The 16309-nt window shown below is 42.6% G+C and carries 15 protein-coding genes and 1 tRNA gene; 11 read left to right on the top strand and 5 right to left on the bottom strand.

Annotated elements, in window-relative coordinates; genetic code table 11:
* Positions 1 to 136 precede the first annotated feature (136 nt).
* The 3 genes from ANME2D_RS13090 (at position 137) to ANME2D_RS13080 (ending at position 2468) form a co-directional block, all read left to right on the top strand.
* Positions 137 to 1375, top strand: coding sequence for a tetratricopeptide repeat protein (locus ANME2D_RS13090; protein WP_157834123.1), 1239 nt, complete (start codon positions 137 to 139; stop codon positions 1373 to 1375).
* 14 nt (positions 1376 to 1389) lie between these two features.
* Entirely contained in the window at positions 1390 to 1587 is a 198-nt protein-coding gene (locus ANME2D_RS13085) for a hypothetical protein (protein ID WP_048092545.1), read from the top strand.
* Between the two features lie 149 nt (positions 1588 to 1736).
* Positions 1737 to 2468 (top strand): sulfite exporter TauE/SafE family protein, encoded by a 732-nt coding sequence (locus ANME2D_RS13080; protein WP_048092543.1) that lies wholly within the window; start codon positions 1737 to 1739, stop codon positions 2466 to 2468.
* 261 nt (positions 2469 to 2729) lie between these two features.
* On the opposite strand, the gene ANME2D_RS13075 is transcribed toward ANME2D_RS13080, so the two are convergent.
* Positions 2730 to 3398, bottom strand: a complete 669-nt coding sequence (locus tag ANME2D_RS13075) for a S4 domain-containing protein (RefSeq protein WP_048092541.1) — start codon at positions 3396 to 3398, stop codon at positions 2730 to 2732.
* Between the two features lie 82 nt (positions 3399 to 3480).
* Here ANME2D_RS13075 and ANME2D_RS13070 point away from each other — a divergent pair.
* Positions 3481 to 3566, top strand: a tRNA-Ser gene (locus ANME2D_RS13070).
* Positions 3567 to 3586: 20 nt separating this feature from the next.
* On the opposite strand, the gene ANME2D_RS13065 is transcribed toward ANME2D_RS13070, so the two are convergent.
* The 4 genes from ANME2D_RS13065 to ANME2D_RS13055 all read right to left on the bottom strand — a co-directional run bounded on the left by ANME2D_RS13065 (position 3587) and on the right by ANME2D_RS13055 (position 8110).
* Positions 3587 to 6355: a bifunctional acetate--CoA ligase family protein/GNAT family N-acetyltransferase gene (locus ANME2D_RS13065; protein WP_081810284.1), complete on the bottom strand. Its 2769-nt coding sequence runs from the start codon at positions 6353 to 6355 to the stop codon at positions 3587 to 3589.
* Between the two features lie 266 nt (positions 6356 to 6621).
* Positions 6622 to 6777 (bottom strand): hypothetical protein, encoded by a 156-nt coding sequence (locus tag ANME2D_RS18165; RefSeq protein ID WP_157834122.1) that lies wholly within the window; start codon positions 6775 to 6777, stop codon positions 6622 to 6624.
* Positions 6778 to 6913: 136 nt separating this feature from the next.
* Entirely contained in the window at positions 6914 to 7654 is a 741-nt protein-coding gene (fabG, locus tag ANME2D_RS13060; RefSeq protein ID WP_048092539.1) for a 3-oxoacyl-[acyl-carrier-protein] reductase, read from the bottom strand.
* Positions 7655 to 7726: 72 nt separating this feature from the next.
* The gene (locus ANME2D_RS13055; protein ID WP_048092537.1) at positions 7727 to 8110 is read right to left on the bottom strand and encodes a hypothetical protein; all 384 of its coding nucleotides are present in this window, start codon (positions 8108 to 8110) and stop codon (positions 7727 to 7729) included.
* Positions 8111 to 8347: 237 nt separating this feature from the next.
* Between ANME2D_RS13055 and ANME2D_RS13050 the strand changes: the two genes are divergently transcribed.
* The 7 genes from ANME2D_RS13050 (at position 8348) to ANME2D_RS13015 (ending at position 16289) form a co-directional block, all read left to right on the top strand.
* A complete protein-coding gene (locus tag ANME2D_RS13050; protein ID WP_048092535.1) occupies positions 8348 to 9223 on the top strand; it encodes a DUF7502 family protein in 876 nt (291 codons plus the stop codon).
* A 23-nt stretch (positions 9224 to 9246) separates the two neighbouring features.
* On the top strand, positions 9247 to 10194 hold the full coding sequence (locus ANME2D_RS13045) for an AAA family ATPase (RefSeq protein WP_048092533.1): 948 nt from the start codon (positions 9247 to 9249) through the stop codon (positions 10192 to 10194).
* A 176-nt stretch (positions 10195 to 10370) separates the two neighbouring features.
* Positions 10371 to 11234 (top strand): DUF58 domain-containing protein, encoded by an 864-nt coding sequence (locus ANME2D_RS13035; protein ID WP_048092529.1) that lies wholly within the window; start codon positions 10371 to 10373, stop codon positions 11232 to 11234.
* A 95-nt stretch (positions 11235 to 11329) separates the two neighbouring features.
* Positions 11330 to 11527 (top strand): hypothetical protein, encoded by a 198-nt coding sequence (locus ANME2D_RS13030; RefSeq protein ID WP_052368927.1) that lies wholly within the window; start codon positions 11330 to 11332, stop codon positions 11525 to 11527.
* The gene (locus tag ANME2D_RS13025) at positions 11520 to 11789 is read left to right on the top strand and encodes a type II toxin-antitoxin system HicB family antitoxin (RefSeq protein WP_048092527.1); all 270 of its coding nucleotides are present in this window, start codon (positions 11520 to 11522) and stop codon (positions 11787 to 11789) included. Before ANME2D_RS13030 ends, ANME2D_RS13025 begins: the two co-directional genes overlap by 8 nt.
* Before the next feature lie 151 nt (positions 11790 to 11940).
* Entirely contained in the window at positions 11941 to 13806 is a 1866-nt protein-coding gene (locus ANME2D_RS13020) for a vWA domain-containing protein (protein ID WP_048092525.1), read from the top strand.
* Positions 13806 to 16289, top strand: a complete 2484-nt coding sequence (locus ANME2D_RS13015) for a vWA domain-containing protein (protein ID WP_048092523.1) — start codon at positions 13806 to 13808, stop codon at positions 16287 to 16289. Before ANME2D_RS13020 ends, ANME2D_RS13015 begins: the two co-directional genes overlap by 1 nt.
* Positions 16290 to 16309 lie beyond the last annotated feature (20 nt).

Below are 16309 nucleotides of genomic sequence, written 5' to 3'. Positions count from 1 at the left end.
TCAGGATTTTTCTTTAGATGAAAAGCTGAGAACTCTCAGTAACAAAGACATGTATGATTTAGTGCAGACTTTGTTGAATAAAAACCCGGAAGTTCGGAAATCGATTCTGAAATGGTTTATGGACAAGTCAGAAGATATGGAAGATATTAACAGAAAACAAGAAAGAAGAGCTTTGAACGAGGAACTATTATGGGAACATTGGTATGATGCTAAATCCATTATTTCACAATTCAACAAATATGGTGGTGGACCGGAAGACGAAGAAAGTGAATGCTATAGTTATCTTGATGATATCGAGGAACTGGCTAAAAAAGGTGAGATCTCAACAGAGGCGAAATTTGAATTTATGGATGAACTCTTTGAGGAGTATAATATTGGGAACTCCGGATTTGAGGATAAGATGATGGATATATGCTTCACACTCTGTAAGACAAAAGAAGAATGGCAATATCTTGTGAAAAAACTTGACGAAAGACCAACGGAGTGGAGAAGAGACCTGATCATGGATATCCAGAAAAAACATCTAAAGGATAATGATGCATATTTGAAAATGCGGAAAGAGGATCTCCACTATGGTATGGATTACTGGGATCTGGCAGAATTTTATATCCAGAAAGGCGAGCGAAAGAAAGCCGTGGAAATAGCAGAAGAGGGATTATTAAAAGGAGATGGGCGACTGACGGAATTGTTTGAATTTTTGTCTGATCATTATGCAAAAAGCAGAGATCTCGCTAATCTGGAGCGTGTCGTACAGTACGCGATCAAGAAAAAAAGCGACGAAAAAGAGATGCTGGATAGATTATTTGAATATTATAAAGCAGAGAACGATTATGAAAACGCAAAAAGAGTACTTCTAAAAGCATTCGAGTATGTGAAAGCAGCCGGATATATACCCGAAGTGAGATCATATGCGCACTACAATAAAATGAAACAGTTCATGGTTGAGGCAGATTGGAAAGATATCGAGCCGAAAATTATCCAGGAAGTTCGAGGGAAAGACCTGGAAGACTATATACGAATATGTCTTGATAAAAACATGAAAAAAGAAGTGGTAAACATATTATTAAATCCACCCAAAAAACGACCTGGCATCGGATTTGTGTTTGAAAAAGAATACAACTTTGATGAGTTCGCAAAACGGTTAAAAGAAGAGTTCCCAGAAGATATCATTGAATATTACTGGCAAAAAGCATATAGTAACATCCAGAATGGTAACAGAGGAACATATCGTACCGCAGCAAGATATCTGGGGATGGTAAAACACATTTATATCGATATATTAAATGAAGAATCGAGATGGGAACAGCGTTTTTCCAATTTAAAAGTAGAATTTAAGAAACGTCCTGCACTTCTGGAGGAGTTAAGAGAACTATAAAAGAAACTGGCATTATGGTGATTGCTGTGGTAACTGCGGTTCGTTCCCTTCGATCGCTCACCCAAATTTCCGCCTTCGGCGGAACATCGCATACACGCCAGCCGTTAGGCGAAAGATTTTTCTCAATCAAGAAACTTAAAGAGCTGATGAAATCAGGCAGTCCTGCCATGATAAGCAGAGGAAGAAAATTGATTGAAAAATTAACGAGATGAACATCAGCAAAATGAATGGGCAAAATCCATCGCCTAACAGAGCGTATCTGGCTCCCCCGGGACTTCAGATATGACATACGTTAAGTGAAATCACTTCTGTCTTGCTATAAATCAAAATGCTTTTATAGAACATTTGAAATATATCCTGCATGGCAGAATTATTGTTCTTCATTTCAGCTTTCATAGCAGAAGTGATTGGAACTATTGTGGGATTTGGTTCTTCAACTATATTTTTACCTCTTGCTTTATTTTTTGTGGACTTCAAAACAGCATTGACCCTTGTTGCCTTTTTCCACATATTTGGTAATCTTGGCAGAATAACGTTTTTCAGGCATGGGCTGGACAAAAAGTTAATTTTGATTTTTGGTATACCCAGCATAATCTTAACTGTGATTGGCGCTCTGTTAGTGAACTATACTCCACAGGATGTGTTAAAATTAGTTTTGGGTGTCTTTTTACTTGTCTTCTCAATTACATCGATTGTGAAACCAGATTTTAAATTCAAACCTTCAAATAAAAATGCGGTTATTGGAGGAGGTTTATCTGGATTCCTGGCAGGTTTAATTGGCACTGGCGGAGCTTTAAGAGGCGCTTTCCTTTCAGCTTTTAACTTGAAGAAAACCGTTTACATTGCAACGGCTGCAGCTATTGCGCTGGCAGTAGATATGACTAGAATTCCTATATATTTTGGAAGCGGATTCCTTGAGCCACGATTTTATGTTTATCTTCCATTCCTTTTTATAATTGCCATTGCCGGTTCTTATACCGGTAAAAAAATTGTTTATAAGATTCCACAAAGTGCATTCAGACGACTTGTGCTCGGTGCAATTGCACTTATAAGTTTGAGATTTATTTATGATGGGATACTATTTTTGCTATAGTTATTGATAATGGTTTTGCCGATTCATTTTTCAAAGCAAAACCCAAGTTTATTCAAGCAAGGATTCACAAAGATCAAGCATTTTACTTTTTTCTTGAGTATCCGAATCCCGAAAAAGTAGTATTCAACATTTTGAGCATCAAAAAACGCCGATCGGTTTTAACCATGCATTTTATTCAATGAATTATATGGCTTTAGGAAAGAAAAAGTTTGAAAATCTCTTCAAACAGGTTAAGTTTAAGAAAGTTGGATATTATGGAGATTACAATTTTTCAAAATACTTTGTAGATTTCTTTGCTATAATATATATTTCCTCTTTCTCGGGTTCCAGTATTTGAATAATCTCCAGTCCCAGTGATGACAGTCTCATGAGAACAGGCTCTCTTTCTCTCTCTTTCGGTAATTTCAGCACCTGAAGCAGTAGACCTTTGCTTTTTAGTGCAGGAAGTACGTTCTCAAGTGCCTTTATAGAAGATAAAGGACTTGCAGTGATATCCATAAGCAGAACATCAAATTTCTCCCTATCAACAGGCATTGTAAACACATCCCCGAATTCTATTGTTATATTGGGGCGCTCATGTGCAAGTTTCTTGAGTTCTGAGCGAAACTCACGGCTGAACTCGATACCGTGGACATGGGAGGCGATTTCAGAGGCGAATAGTAGAAAACCTCCTGCGCTTGAACCTATATCCAGTACACGATCGCCCTCCCTGATAAGATTGGTCTTCTCCTGGATCTCCTTAAGTTTCCAGTACCCTGCAGGTTTATCCAGGTCTCCCGTTATCTCAACCCTGTCAGCATAGGCAACATCATACGAGGGCCTGGTGATAATCCTATCATTTACTCTCACGTGACCTTCAATAATAGCCCGTTTTGCGCGCCCGCGTGAACTGAAATCACCCATCTCTACAAGATAAGAATCAAGCCTCATAAATACTTATATAATATAGTGCATCATATTATATGATTTCCAGAGGTTAATAGCTAACGAACTATATTAAAACCACACCCGTGCCGAGGTGGCAGAGCGGACTAACGCGGCAGGCTCGAGACCTGTTTTACCGAAAGGTAAGCAAGGGTTCAAATCCCTTCCTCGGCGTAAATTTACCAGCAGGCTGATCACTCCTGTACAGCCTCTGCTTCCTTCTCTGCTGCCGGCGCTATGCCTTTCTGTACTTCGCCCGGACCTCCTTCTTCCTCCTCTTTCAGATTTAAAGTAGCCCTGACGGTGCCTTCAGGTGTAAAATCAATGGTGAATCCCATCTCCTTAAGAAGCCCGATCGCCCGATAGTTATCAGGCAGCATTACCGCATATATTATATCAAGTTTTTTATCTCTGCCGATCTCAATTATGTAATCCACCAGTTTTAACCCTATACCCAGGCGCTGCCAGGGATCAGCGACACCAAAGACTATCTCGCCGCTTTTCCCATCAGGCTGCACAAAAAGCCTGACAACACCCAGCATTTTCCTTCGCCCTTCCTCCTCCAGTTCTGCCGCAATGGCTATCTCTCGATCATAATCAATATTGGTGTACCTGGAACTGAACTCATGTGCTATAGGCACCTTAATGGCACCAAAGAACCTGTAGCGTATGGACTCCTCTGAGAGGCTATAGAACATCTCAAGCCACAGGGGTTCATCCTCAGGTTTAATGGGCCTGAGCAGAACAACCCGTCCATCAGGAAGCCTCCAGAGGGTTCTATACTTCTCAGGATACGGACTGATCACAAGATGCGCATGCGGCTCAATCCTTGCAAACACACTTTCTTTATCGATCACACCCCTGGCATCAAGAGCAAAAGCTTCTTTCTCATCTATTAATAATGGATTAATCTCAAACTCCTTCAGCTGTGGAAAATCCACAAGTATCTGAGAAAAACGCACCATTATCTCTTCCAGGAGCTTAATATTCGCCTGCGGCAGATCCCGATAGCCTTTCAGAATCTGGTAGATCTTTGTTTCCTCCATTATTCTTCTGGCTAACGTTCGGTTCAGTGGCGGAAGTCCGACAGCAACGTCCCTGTAGAGCTCAACCTCAACACCTCCCCTTCCAAACAGGATTACAGGACCGAAAAGCGGATCAGTTCTTGCACCGAGAATAACTTCATAGCCCCTTCTTCTGATCATGGGTTGAACCGTGATACCCTGGATCTGCGCTTCTGGATTATATTCTTTGGCCCTGTTTATGATATTATCAAAAGCCGCTCGAACTTCGGGCTCAGACTTAATATCAAGTACTACCCCTCCTGCATCTGTTTTATGGATTATCTGGGGCGAGAGAATCTTAAGAACCACAGGGTAGCCTATCTGTGAAGCAAAAGCAGCTGCTTCATCGCCAGTCTTTGCAATTAATGTTTTAGCGACAGGAATATTATAATGGTCAAGAATATGCTTTGTCTCAGATTCAGTCAATATCTCGCGGTCTTCCCTTGCGGCGTCTTTTATAATCACTGTAAGAGGACGTTTGGATGGAACAGTATCCGCAGGCAGTTCTCCAGGTGTCTCATAGAGTAACTCAAGGTTACGTTTATACTGATACATATACATGAACGTATCAACCGCCTGCTCTGGCGTATAATATGTAGGAATGCCGTTTTCAGTAAAGATACGGTTTGCCTCCTCCACATCTTCATAACCCATGAAGGATGTAAGATATGTCTTACAAAAACCCATAGTCTTGCATATTCCCACAGTACTTCTGGCAATTTCAGCAGGATCAGCTACGCCCTGGGGAGTGTAGATTATCACCACGCCATCAATGTTATCATCCTTAAAGCATGCCTCCACTGTGATTCGATAACGGTCAGGCGTTGCATCTCCCAGCAGATCGATCGGGTTTCCTCTGCTCCAGTAGGGAGGTAAGACGCTATTAAGTGTCTCTATCGTTTCTGGACTTAGTTTGGCCAGCTTTCCACCCTTGGCTATAATTGCATCCGCAGCCATTACCCCTGGCCCGCCTGCGTTAGTAATGATGGCAAGGTTTGGTCCTAATGGAAGCGGCTGCCTGCCCAGAGCCTCAGCGCAATTGAATAGATCACCAATTCCCTCAACACGCACCACACCTGCACGTTTAAAGGCTGCATCATATACCATGTCCTCGCCTGTAAGTGCCCCTGTATGTGAAGCTGCTGCCTTTGCACTTTCAGCAAACCTTCCGGATTTTACCACAATAACTGGTTTTGTTCTTGCAAAGTGTCTCACAGCACTTATGAATTTTCTGGCATTGGTTAGTCCTTCGATATACATCAATGTGCTGGTTGTTTTTGGGTCGGTGCCAAAATAATCTATCAGATCCCCGAAGTCAACATCGATCATAGAGCCTACTGAAACGAAATGGCTAAAGCCAATGTTCTCATGGGTGGCTATGTCCAGAATGGCTGAACCTAATGCGCCACTCTGAGAAATAAACGCGATACTGCCTGTTCTTGGCATTTTATATATAAAAGTTGCATTAAGATTGATATCCGGGTGGATAATGCCAAGACAGTTAGGTCCTATAATATCAAGATTATACTTCTTCTTTATCTCAAGAATCCTGTCCTCTAATGCTTTGCCAGCAGGTCCAACTTCTTTAAAGCCGGCCGAAATAATGATTATCCCTGTTATTTTAGCTTTTCCACACTCCTCTACTATATCAGGAACAGTTTCAGCCGGGGTAGCGATTATAGCAAGATCAACGACTTCTGGAAGCTGATCTACAGATGGATATGCTCTGATGCCGAGAATCTCAGATTTGCGGATGTTGACAGGGTAAACAGTGCCTTTATATCCCGGTTCTATGAGATTCTTCATTAATATATATCCGACAGAGCCCTCCTCATCGCTTGCTCCAACTATCGCGATGCTTTTTGGATTAAAAATCTTGTCGAGATTTGATGTAACCATGATTATATCTCCCCAAGTACGGAGGTATGAACACATCGCAAATAAAACTTTGTATCGTATTGGTATTGTCGGCGATACATAATATTGATAGATAATATCTGGATAGAGAACATTCGCTATTCTTCGCTGATGTTCTTAGTTTTATTTACTATTCTTAGTAAGATTTTTTAGATTATATAGGCCCTTCAAGGCTTAAATGTATCTCAAAGCAATACGCCTCGAAGGAATTTACCCGGCTGCAAGTGATTTTAAAATCAAATGCATCACTATCCTACTAACTTTTTAACATCAGGTAACGATATATGATATTCTTTAGATATATCACATATAGCTTTCATTAGAGCATCATACTCGTTCATACCCATGCGTATGGCTGCTGTTTTTCTCTCTGAGATAGCAGTCAATACATCAAATATGTCCATATTTTTCACCCCTCCTGTTATATACAAAAAGAATCAGCATTCAGTATAAAGCTATTTGAAAATGAATAACCATTTAGGATTAAAAGAAGGGTAATCTGGTTAATAGCAATGGATTACCCTGTTACTAATATTAATATTAGATGACCAGTCCACCATCCACGCTGAGCACTGCCCCATTAACGAACCTGGCCTCATCCGAAGCAAGATACAGGTATGCATATGCAATATCACTGGGTTCACCCAGCCTGCGCAGGGGTGTTTTCTCTCTCATCATCTCAAGAATCTTCTCAGGTACACCTGCTGTCATCGGGGTAGCTATAAATCCCGGGGCCACTGCATTGACCCTTATCCCTTTCCTTCCAAGCTCCTTTGCTAAAGTCTTTGTCATTCCAATTAACCCGGACTTGGACGCAGCATAATTGACCTGGCCGACATTGCCATATAGTCCCACGATAGAAGATGCATTGAGGATTACACCGCTACCCTGGCTGATCATAGCGTCAAGCACTGCCTGACTGCAATTAAAAGCCCCTTTGAGATTTATATCAATAACCTTATCCCATTGTTCTTCTGTCATTTTTATTAGGAGAGAGTCCTGAACAATACCTGCATTAAATATCATCACATCAATTCTACCATATCTCTCCAGTGTATCTTTAGCCATCTGTTTTGATTGTTCCCTGCTGGATACATCTACCCTAATAAAGAATCCCTCGCCTCCCGATCTCTTAATCTCCTCTACTACATCCCTGCCATTTTTTTCGCTTATATCGGCTACAACAACCTTAGCTCCTTCCCGGGCAAATAATAGTGCCGTTTCTCTGCCAATACCGCTTCCTGCTCCTGTAATAATTGCAACCTTATTCTCAAGTCTCATCTTATACTCTCTCTTAGTTTTGGCCCTTTTCGGTTTGATTCAAAATTAGATTTTTCTGCACTTACTTTGCGGTTATCCTGAAATCTCTTTTATCTGTTCTGGAGTTGCCGTTTCAATAAACCTTCTGCAGTTATCATTGCAGACAAGGAATTGTTCACCTGTTTTTGTTACTGCCATTTGCGCTTTATCTGTATCAACCAGCATTCTGCAGCAAACTGTTCTTGCCTTTCTGCTAAATTCTGCATTCATACTGGCAGTATGGGCCTTATCCAGCCATTCGCTTATTATCTCATCTGTACTTAATAGATATCTTGCCCTCTCAAGGTCTATCTCTCCGACCTCCTTCCATGAAGTCCAGTCGTTAACAATCGATCTCTCTGAAATAAACCTAATAAATTCAGGAACTGATCCCAGCGTCTTCTCCATATCTTCAAGCGTATCTTCATATGTTCCCATTTCTTTCACCCCATCTAAACTGGGGTCTATTGTATAATAAATTTTTCGTATTTGATCTAGAGACACCAGGGTTGCGCATAAGCTTGCATGTATGGGCTCTCAATACTCGAAAGTTTAATAAGTATTGTAAGCAGTGTAAGTTAGAGACATTGGTTGCAAATTAAAATGATGGCAAAGGTCTTAAAAATTTATATTAAGGTATAAATAATATCAATAAAGCCGGTAGAAGGTGGCTGAATGGGCGATTTTCTGGATAAGCTCTTAAAAATTCAATCAGGCTATTTCAAACGCATGCGGTTAATCTTTATCCTGGATTTAATCTCTATTTTTAGCATATTATATGCAGTCTTAATTATCTTTCAACATGCTGCAGATTTTTTAGATAAATATTCTTTACCAGTTCCTATTGAAGTCATTTTACCAATTCTGGCGTTTGTTACTGCTATAATCAGTGCTTTACTGCTGCATAGAAAAGATAATAAAATTAATATTAATCTGTTAATAGAAAATAAATATTCCGAATTAAAGGAGAGACTAAGAACCGCATACGATAACAGGAATGAGAACAATATAATAGTTGATTCATTAAAAGATCATGTTTCCGTTTCACTGACAGGTGTTTCATCATCGCATCTTCTGGCAACAGGTATGTTGATCACAAAGATCCTGGTAACTGTTATATTTATCTCAGGTGCAGCTATGGTTTCTTTAAACCCTGATAAGTACGCTATTCCACCCGAAACTTTTACTAACATCACCAGCACCGTGAATGAAACTATCGAAAATATTAATAATCAGACTTTTAATGCCCAGGGCCCGCCCGTTGAAACCGATAAAGTGGGAACAACCGGCCAGGGAGACATCTTTGGCAAGCCGAATATTGCACCTATTGAAGGCAAGCCTGTTGACCTGTCTCTTGATTCGGGCTCAGGGGCAGGTAGTACGATAAGTGAGTATAGCCCGGATAAAAACCAGTTTATCCGGTCAGCGGATTTTCCTGTGGATGTCCTTGGTTCAAATGTCTCTGATGGAGGATACGGCGCACTTATGAAAAAAACGGAAACAGAAAAGGAGCTGATCAATAAATATGCAGTCGAACGGAGCAAGATTTAAAGTTAAAAGAAAGAGGTTAAAAAATGAGCAATGATATATACACAGGCTCAAGCAGGACCTTCAAAGAACTCCTTGATGAAATAGGGAAGGTCATCGTAGGACAGCGTGAAGCCATAGAGCAGATGTTGATTGCGATCCTGTGCAACAGCCATGCGCTTGTGGAAAGTAACCCTGGCCTTGCAAAGACCCTCACTATAAGCACTATCTCAAAAGCGCTTGACCTTAAATTTAGCAGGATCCAGTGTACTCCTGACCTTATGCCCTCAGATATCACAGGCACATACATCATCGAGGATATAGGCGGAAAGAAGCAGTACCGTTTCGAGCCAGGACCTGTGTTCGCAAATATTATACTGGCAGATGAGATAAACAGGGCATCGCCCAAGACTCAGAGCGCGATGCTTGAGGCCATGCAGGAAAAACAGGTAACGGTAGGGAATAAGACATATCCTCTGGATAAGCCCTTTTTTGTACTCGCTACCCAGAACCCGATTGAGATGGAGGGTACATACCCGCTGCCTGAGGCACAACTGGATAGGTTCCTGCTCAAGATATTAATGGACTACCCCACATTTGAGGATGAAAAAGAGATCGTTCACCGGTACACGCGCAACATCATACCTTCGCTAAACCGCGTGGTTACAAAGAACGATGTCCTTGAGCTCCAGAAACTTACACGCGATGTCCCTGTAGCCGATGATATAAGGAACAGGGCGATCAGAATCGTGATCTCAACCAGAGAAAAGAATGAACATATCGAATACGGTGCGTCCCCCAGGGCTTCTATCGGTATTATCCTGGCAGCAAAGGCAAGGGCACTGATCAAGGGGCGCAATTACGTAAGCGCAGAAGATATCGATGCCATGGCCTACCCTGTGCTGCGCCATCGCATCATTCTCACGTTCGAATCAGAGCGCAAAGGCAAGACAACCGACCAGGTGATCTCGGATATACTGAAAAACGTGAAATAGATGAAAACCGTTGCGCCGCTTTACTTCGCATATCAAACGAAGGGGTATGGTCGCAAGACCATACCCCTAGACCGCATAAAGCGAGGTGTCGCTAAACCTTTGAGAAAGGTTTATCAAACGAAGGGGTATGGTCGCAAGACCATACCCCTAGACCGCATAAAGCGAGGTGTCGCTTTATGATAGACACTTCATTTTTCAAGGAGCTTGACCGCTTCTCGTTCATGGTGCGCAAACGCGTCTCCACAGCCTACAGCGGCAGCCGGCGCTCGATCCTGAAAGGCAGGGGCATGGAGCCTGTGAGCTACCGTGAGTACACACAGGGAGATGATTTTAAAATAATTGACTGGAAGGTATACGGACGTACTGAGAAGCTCTATGTCAAGGAATTTGAGGAAGAGAAGAGCCTGACAACACACATACTCCTTGATACCAGCAGGAGTATGGATTTTCGAAATAAATTCACATATGCTGCAATGCTTGCGCTCGGGTTTGCCTATCTTGTGACCAAGGATAACGAGAAATTCGGGGTATCTACCTTTGGAGATGAGATAAATATCACAAAACCAAGGAGAGGAAGAAGATATCTTTCACAGATCATCGATATTCTCAATAACATCGAACTATCGGGAAAGACCAGATTCGATTATTGTATGGAAAAGTATGCCCACATTATAAAATCAAGGTCGCTTGTAATAATAATCTCTGATTTCATGGCTGATATTGATTCTATAAAAAACAGCATCTTCAGGCTCGGGGATCATGAGTTTGTACTTATTCAGGTTCTTGATCCTGTGGAAAAAAACCTTGACCTTGGAGGGGAAGCAAGATTAACCGACCTTGAGACTGATGATAAAATGGATATATATACAAGTCCGAAGCTTCGTTCTGAATATGAGAGGCGCCTTAACGATCACATAGCAAAAATAAAAGAGACCTGTCTTATGGTCGGGGCTGATTTTCATACTGTAACCACGGATATGCCGATTTTTGATACCATATTCCAGGTTGTAAGCAGGCAAGATGTAAAGATGGAAAAATAGAGCATGAAGTGCGAAATCTATAATTTTATAATCAAATTATAGGTGTTTAATGAATAAAAATGTTATCTACGAGGAATTAAAGGAAAATCCCAGGAATGTACGTTATAATAGGCTCTGCAGTGCAGCAGAGTTATTCGGGTGGAAAAGGCAGCCACAGGACATACATGCGTAATGGAATAAGAGAGGCATTGAATTTCCAAAATGTTGGCGGATGGGCAAAGCCTTATCAAGTAAGACAGCTTTTAAAAATTATTGATAAGTATAATCTACTGGAGGAGGAAAATAATGTATAAATATGCAATAGAAATATTCTATAGCGAAGAAGACGAGGGTTATATTGCTATAGTGCCAGAACTCCCCGGATGCTCTGCTTTTGGGGAAACAGAAGAAGAGGCATTGAAAGAGATTAAGATAGCAATTGACCTCTGGCTGGAGACCGCTAAAAAGGAGGGGAGAGAAATCCCCAAACCCGCGGGAAAAGAACTTTTGAGAGTTGTGGTTGAGGAACTGACATCATTTAGCAATGCATGTACAAAGGGGGTCAGCGTACAATAGGGAGCCATGCAACTATACAGAATTTTCGCATCATAGCAATAAAAATAGTTGCGACCTTTGCGTTCTCTGCAGTGAGATTTCAATGCCACCCAGCAGTCATCTGGGAATTTAGAAAAATGCGCCAGAGGCTTTCGGAAAATAGAGGTTTAAGATGGGTATTTTAGATATACTATACACAAACCCGCTTCAATTCGCAAACCAGGCCGGGCTCTATGCGCTTCTTTCTATCATCCCGCTTATAATTATATATTTACTGCGCCCCAGACCGCTTAAGATAAAGATCCCCTCTTTAATGTTCCTTATGGACATTGAGCGAAAGAAGAGGCTTAACGTTTTCAGGAAATTCCTCAAAGACCCGCTCTTCCTTATTCAACTGCTTGTGCTTACAATAATTTCACTTGCACTTGCTGCGCCTTTTATTATGGCGAACGAGGAGATAGGAGGAGGACATACAGTGATCATTCTTGATGCCTCTGCAAGCATGCAGGCTGATGGAAGGTTTGAGCGGGCAGTTGAACAGGCAGGTAATTTCCTGAGCGCAAAGAACACGGTGATACTTGCACAGAGCGTGCCTGTAATGGTGATAAAAGAGGCACCTTCCAGCAGCGCAGCAGATTCACTGAAAAAATTGAAGGCAAAAGCCACGGGCGCTGATATATCAAGTGCCATTCTCCTGGGGCGTCGGATGCTTCCCGAAGGCGGAAGAATTGTGGTTTTCTCAGATTTTGCAAGCTGGGGCGGCGATGACCCCCTGGTTGCAAAAAAACTGGCGCAGGCCAATGGTATCAATGTTGAGTTTGTGACAGTAAGCGGAAGGACGGATAATATCGGTATAGTGAGCGGCTGGTTCGAATCTGGCGATTATAAGATCAACATTAAAAATTTCAATAAAGAGGCACAGGACGTAAAAATCGATGTTACCACAGATAACCGGAATATACTCTCAAGCACACTTAACCTGCGAGGGCAATCCAGTGAATACTTCACGATCAGTAACTTAACACCCGGGATAACGAAGATCTCTCTTACTGTAAATGATGCGCTTTCCCTGGATAACAATGCCTATATCATAATACCAGGATCAGTAAAAAATGATATCCTGTATATTACAGATAATGCAAAAACACCTTCACTCGTTGCACTTGGCCTTATTCCTCATACCACGGTCAAGAGAGCAGATACGAAGAGCATCCCTTCATTATCAGGGTATTCGACTGTCTTTGTTGGTTCTCAACTACCATCTGAAGCGGTAAAGAGTCTTTCTGATTACGTTAAAGCTGGCGGTAACGCAGTAATAATCGCATCACCGGATCTACAGGATATGGATCTACTGCCTGTTGAGCCTGGCCCTATCTCGACTAGAACATCGCTGAATATTGTAAAGGCAAGCGGGATGACAGAGGACATCAGCATTGAAAAAGTTGATGTTAAAAAACATTTTAAGGCCACGGCAAAGACGGGCGCAGTGACGCTTGTTGAAGGAGGGGATAAATCCGCAATTCTCGCATACTGGAAGTCAGGAAGCGGGATGGTGATCTATTCAGGACTTGCCGACCCGCAGGGGGATAATATCTACGATCCCCTCAATGAGAATGTATGGAGTGATTTCCATGCGCATCTTGAATATCCTTTATTCTGGAAACAGATGATGGAATGGATAAGCGGAAGCCTTGATGTTAGCGAGTATAACGCAAGGACAGGACAGTTTATCAAACTTCCCTCACGCCAGACCATAAAGACTCCTGCTGACAGCATTACAACAGATATGCTGCTGCTTGATGAGGTCGGGATATATAAACTGTCTGATAAGGATGTGGCTGTAAACCTGTACGATGAACGGGAATCAAACCTGGCAGGTGGCAGTATCTCTTCATCAGCATCAATACCAGGAGAAAAGGAGACTGTCACTACCCAGATAATACGATCTCCAAGATATCTTGATATCTATTTCATAATAGCGGCAATGTTCCTTGTGTTCCTTGAGCTGTACTACCTGCGCTGGAGAGGTGAGCTGTGATGGATCTTACCCCTCCCCAGTTCGCTAACCCGCTTATTCTATTACTCATAAGTCCTCTGGCTCTTGCAGGATGGTATGCCATAAGGAGAGGTATATCCAGACCCCTTGTGATCTCGCGCGTGATAATCCTGAGTTTGCTGATAATAGCGCTTGCTTCGCCTTTCACCCTCGGAACGAGCACGATCCGGGACGAAGCCCCCAGGATTGCCGTTGTATCTGATAAGACTATGAGTATGGATTTATTTAACATGGATACGGGTGAAAAACTGTTCGAATCCCTGAAATCAAGGACACCCACAACGTACAGGCAGTTCGCCGGGGTAAACTCGCCCATCGGGGATGAGGTGATCAGTGCTGCTGAGAATAACAATATCGTACTTGTAAGCGACGGAAATAGTAATTACGGAAAAGACCTCTTCGATGCCATTTCCTTTGTCTCAGGCACAGGTACGCGCGTATATGCAGTGAGACAGGAACCGATACACAACGATGCCAGTGTTGAGATCGAGAGCGCCAAGAACCTGATAATCGGGAATGAGAATGTATTCAATATCATTGTAAGGCAGGCTGGAAGTGAGATAAGCTACAGGCTTGATGTGGATATAGACGGCGCACCTGTGAAAAGCGAGGCGATTACCCAGACAGAGAGAACCAATGTCACCTCGGTATACTATACCTTCGATTCACTTGGAACGCACAGGGTAACGGCGACCATAACACCAGAGGGTGAGGACAGGTTCAAGGATAACAATGTGTTCTACAAATCCGTGTTCGTTGTGCCAAAGCCAGAGGTACTGGCAGTGACGGATGATACAGGCTCGCCGCTTTATACCGTAATAGACAGCCTGTATGCTGTTACCCGATCCAGTACAGTGCCTGATGACCTTTCCCGTTACAAGGCTGTGATAATAGATAACAGGGGTGCGGCGCAGTTAAGTGCAGATGTCCTGAGAGAATACGTGGGCGGCGGAGGAGGACTTGTAGTGGTGGGAGGGGATATATCATATGATAAAGGGAATTACAATAACTCACCTGTTGAAGCCCTATTGCCGATAATATCAAGGGCGGGTGAGTATAAGGGCGGAAGGAATCTTGTAATCTTAATTGATTCTTCTGGAAGCACTATTTTAGGAGATGCCACCACTGGCCTAACATTCATAGGTCTTATTAATGCAAATGCCATAAGCATTGTTCAGAATATAGGACGGGACAGCCGTATTGGCGTTGCAGCATTTAGTGGGGTGACAGCTGAAACAGATATGCTGTCAATGAGCAGTGATGCCAATAGAGCTGAACTTGAGCGATTCATAAGAGATATTGGTCCAGATACAAAAGGTGGCGAAAATCCTACTGACATAGACAAAGGACTTCGTGCTGCAGAAAATTTATTAAATTCAGTCAGCGGTACAAAGGAGATTATAGTAATATCGGATGGTCAGATACATCCGGATGGGTTTGAAGAGGCAAAAAAAACTGTAGAGGATTTAAAGAGTAAAGGCATTCATATAACTTTTATACAGATAATTTTGTCCTATGAAGTAAATGCAAAGGCTGATAAACTATATGATGATTTAGCTAAAATTTTTGGTGAGAATGCAAAGGTCGTGGATCCAGGGCACAAAATATGTGAAAAAAATAGACCATGCCTTGAAGGTGATGAGAAGCAGCCTGAAATAACACCCACACCAACCCCCACCCCAGACTACCGTCAGTATAATATCGAACCAATCGACACTGGCCATTTTATTACAAGATATATCAATCTCTCAGCCGATATAACGGGTTACAATGAAGTTATTCCGAAATTAGGGGCAGATGAGCTGGTTGCAACATCCCCGGGATACAAGCCTATACTTACGGTGTGGAGCTTCGGCCTGGGCAGGGTGGCTGCATTCACCACAGATAACGGCGCAGGTGAGACGCGCTGGGCTCCAGCAGTTTACAGCGGTGAGAACTCGCGCCTCATCCCCTCCATGATCAACTGGGCGATCGGAGACCCGAGGCCAAAAGAAGGCGTGGTCATACAGGCCGAGGATATCTGGGCCGGCACTCCTGGCAGGGTTATTATCACGTCCGATACCCTGCCGCAGGTCAGACTCGATGGAACGGCACTTGATCTTTCCCGCACAGGGCCGGTAACATACGAAGCCTCGATCAATCCTGATAAAGAGGGGTTCCATGATCTCTCAGGATACGGGATAGCCGTGAACTATCCGCTTGAATACAGGGAGATAGGCTTCAATGAGAAACTGAGCACTGCTATTGCATCAAGCGGCGGGCGCGTATATAGCGAGAATGAAGTTGAAGGTCTACTGCTGATGGATATTAAAGAGAGGGCAATAAGGACTGTTCAGGAGCCAGTGAGCAAAAAAGAGCCATTCCTTCTTGCAGCCCTTATCCTGTTTTTAGGCGAGGTTATAATCAGAAGGCTTAAGGACTACAGGAAGGAGAGGCCACTGATTCAGGATAATCCTGTGGGATGATATTTTTCTCAGGTTAAACT

The organism is Candidatus Methanoperedens nitratireducens (genome assembly GCF_000685155.1).
GTDB lineage: Archaea > Halobacteriota > Methanosarcinia > Methanosarcinales > Methanoperedenaceae > Methanoperedens > Methanoperedens nitratireducens.
The sequence above is the reverse complement of the archived record's forward strand: the minus strand, read 5'-3'. Positions and strand labels throughout refer to the sequence as shown.

Excerpts from the sequence above, each read along its gene's own strand:
- ANME2D_RS13065 (WP_081810284.1), bottom strand. The coding sequence starts at position 6,355 with ATGGTTACATCAAATCTCGACAAGATTTTTAATCCAAAAAGCATCGCG.
- ANME2D_RS13050 (WP_048092535.1), top strand. The coding sequence starts at position 8,348 with ATGGGCGATTTTCTGGATAAGCTCTTAAAAATTCAATCAGGCTATTTC.
- ANME2D_RS13035 (WP_048092529.1), top strand. The coding sequence starts at position 10,371 with ATGATAGACACTTCATTTTTCAAGGAGCTTGACCGCTTCTCGTTCATG.
- ANME2D_RS13045 (WP_048092533.1), top strand. The coding sequence starts at position 9,247 with ATGAGCAATGATATATACACAGGCTCAAGCAGGACCTTCAAAGAACTC.
- ANME2D_RS13030 (WP_052368927.1), top strand. The coding sequence starts at position 11,330 with ATGTACGTTATAATAGGCTCTGCAGTGCAGCAGAGTTATTCGGGTGGA.
- ANME2D_RS13085 (WP_048092545.1), top strand. The coding sequence starts at position 1,390 with ATGGTGATTGCTGTGGTAACTGCGGTTCGTTCCCTTCGATCGCTCACC.
- ANME2D_RS13020 (WP_048092525.1), top strand. The coding sequence starts at position 11,941 with ATGGGTATTTTAGATATACTATACACAAACCCGCTTCAATTCGCAAAC.
- fabG (WP_048092539.1), bottom strand. The coding sequence starts at position 7,654 with ATGAGACTTGAGAATAAGGTTGCAATTATTACAGGAGCAGGAAGCGGT.
- ANME2D_RS13025 (WP_048092527.1), top strand. The coding sequence starts at position 11,520 with ATGTATAAATATGCAATAGAAATATTCTATAGCGAAGAAGACGAGGGT.
- ANME2D_RS13055 (WP_048092537.1), bottom strand. The coding sequence starts at position 8,110 with ATGGGAACATATGAAGATACGCTTGAAGATATGGAGAAGACGCTGGGA.
- ANME2D_RS13080 (WP_048092543.1), top strand. The coding sequence starts at position 1,737 with ATGGCAGAATTATTGTTCTTCATTTCAGCTTTCATAGCAGAAGTGATT.
- ANME2D_RS13090 (WP_157834123.1), top strand. The coding sequence starts at position 137 with ATGGAAGATATTAACAGAAAACAAGAAAGAAGAGCTTTGAACGAGGAA.
- ANME2D_RS18165 (WP_157834122.1), bottom strand. The coding sequence starts at position 6,777 with ATGGACATATTTGATGTATTGACTGCTATCTCAGAGAGAAAAACAGCA.
- ANME2D_RS13075 (WP_048092541.1), bottom strand. The coding sequence starts at position 3,398 with ATGAGGCTTGATTCTTATCTTGTAGAGATGGGTGATTTCAGTTCACGC.
- ANME2D_RS13015 (WP_048092523.1), top strand. The coding sequence starts at position 13,806 with ATGGATCTTACCCCTCCCCAGTTCGCTAACCCGCTTATTCTATTACTC.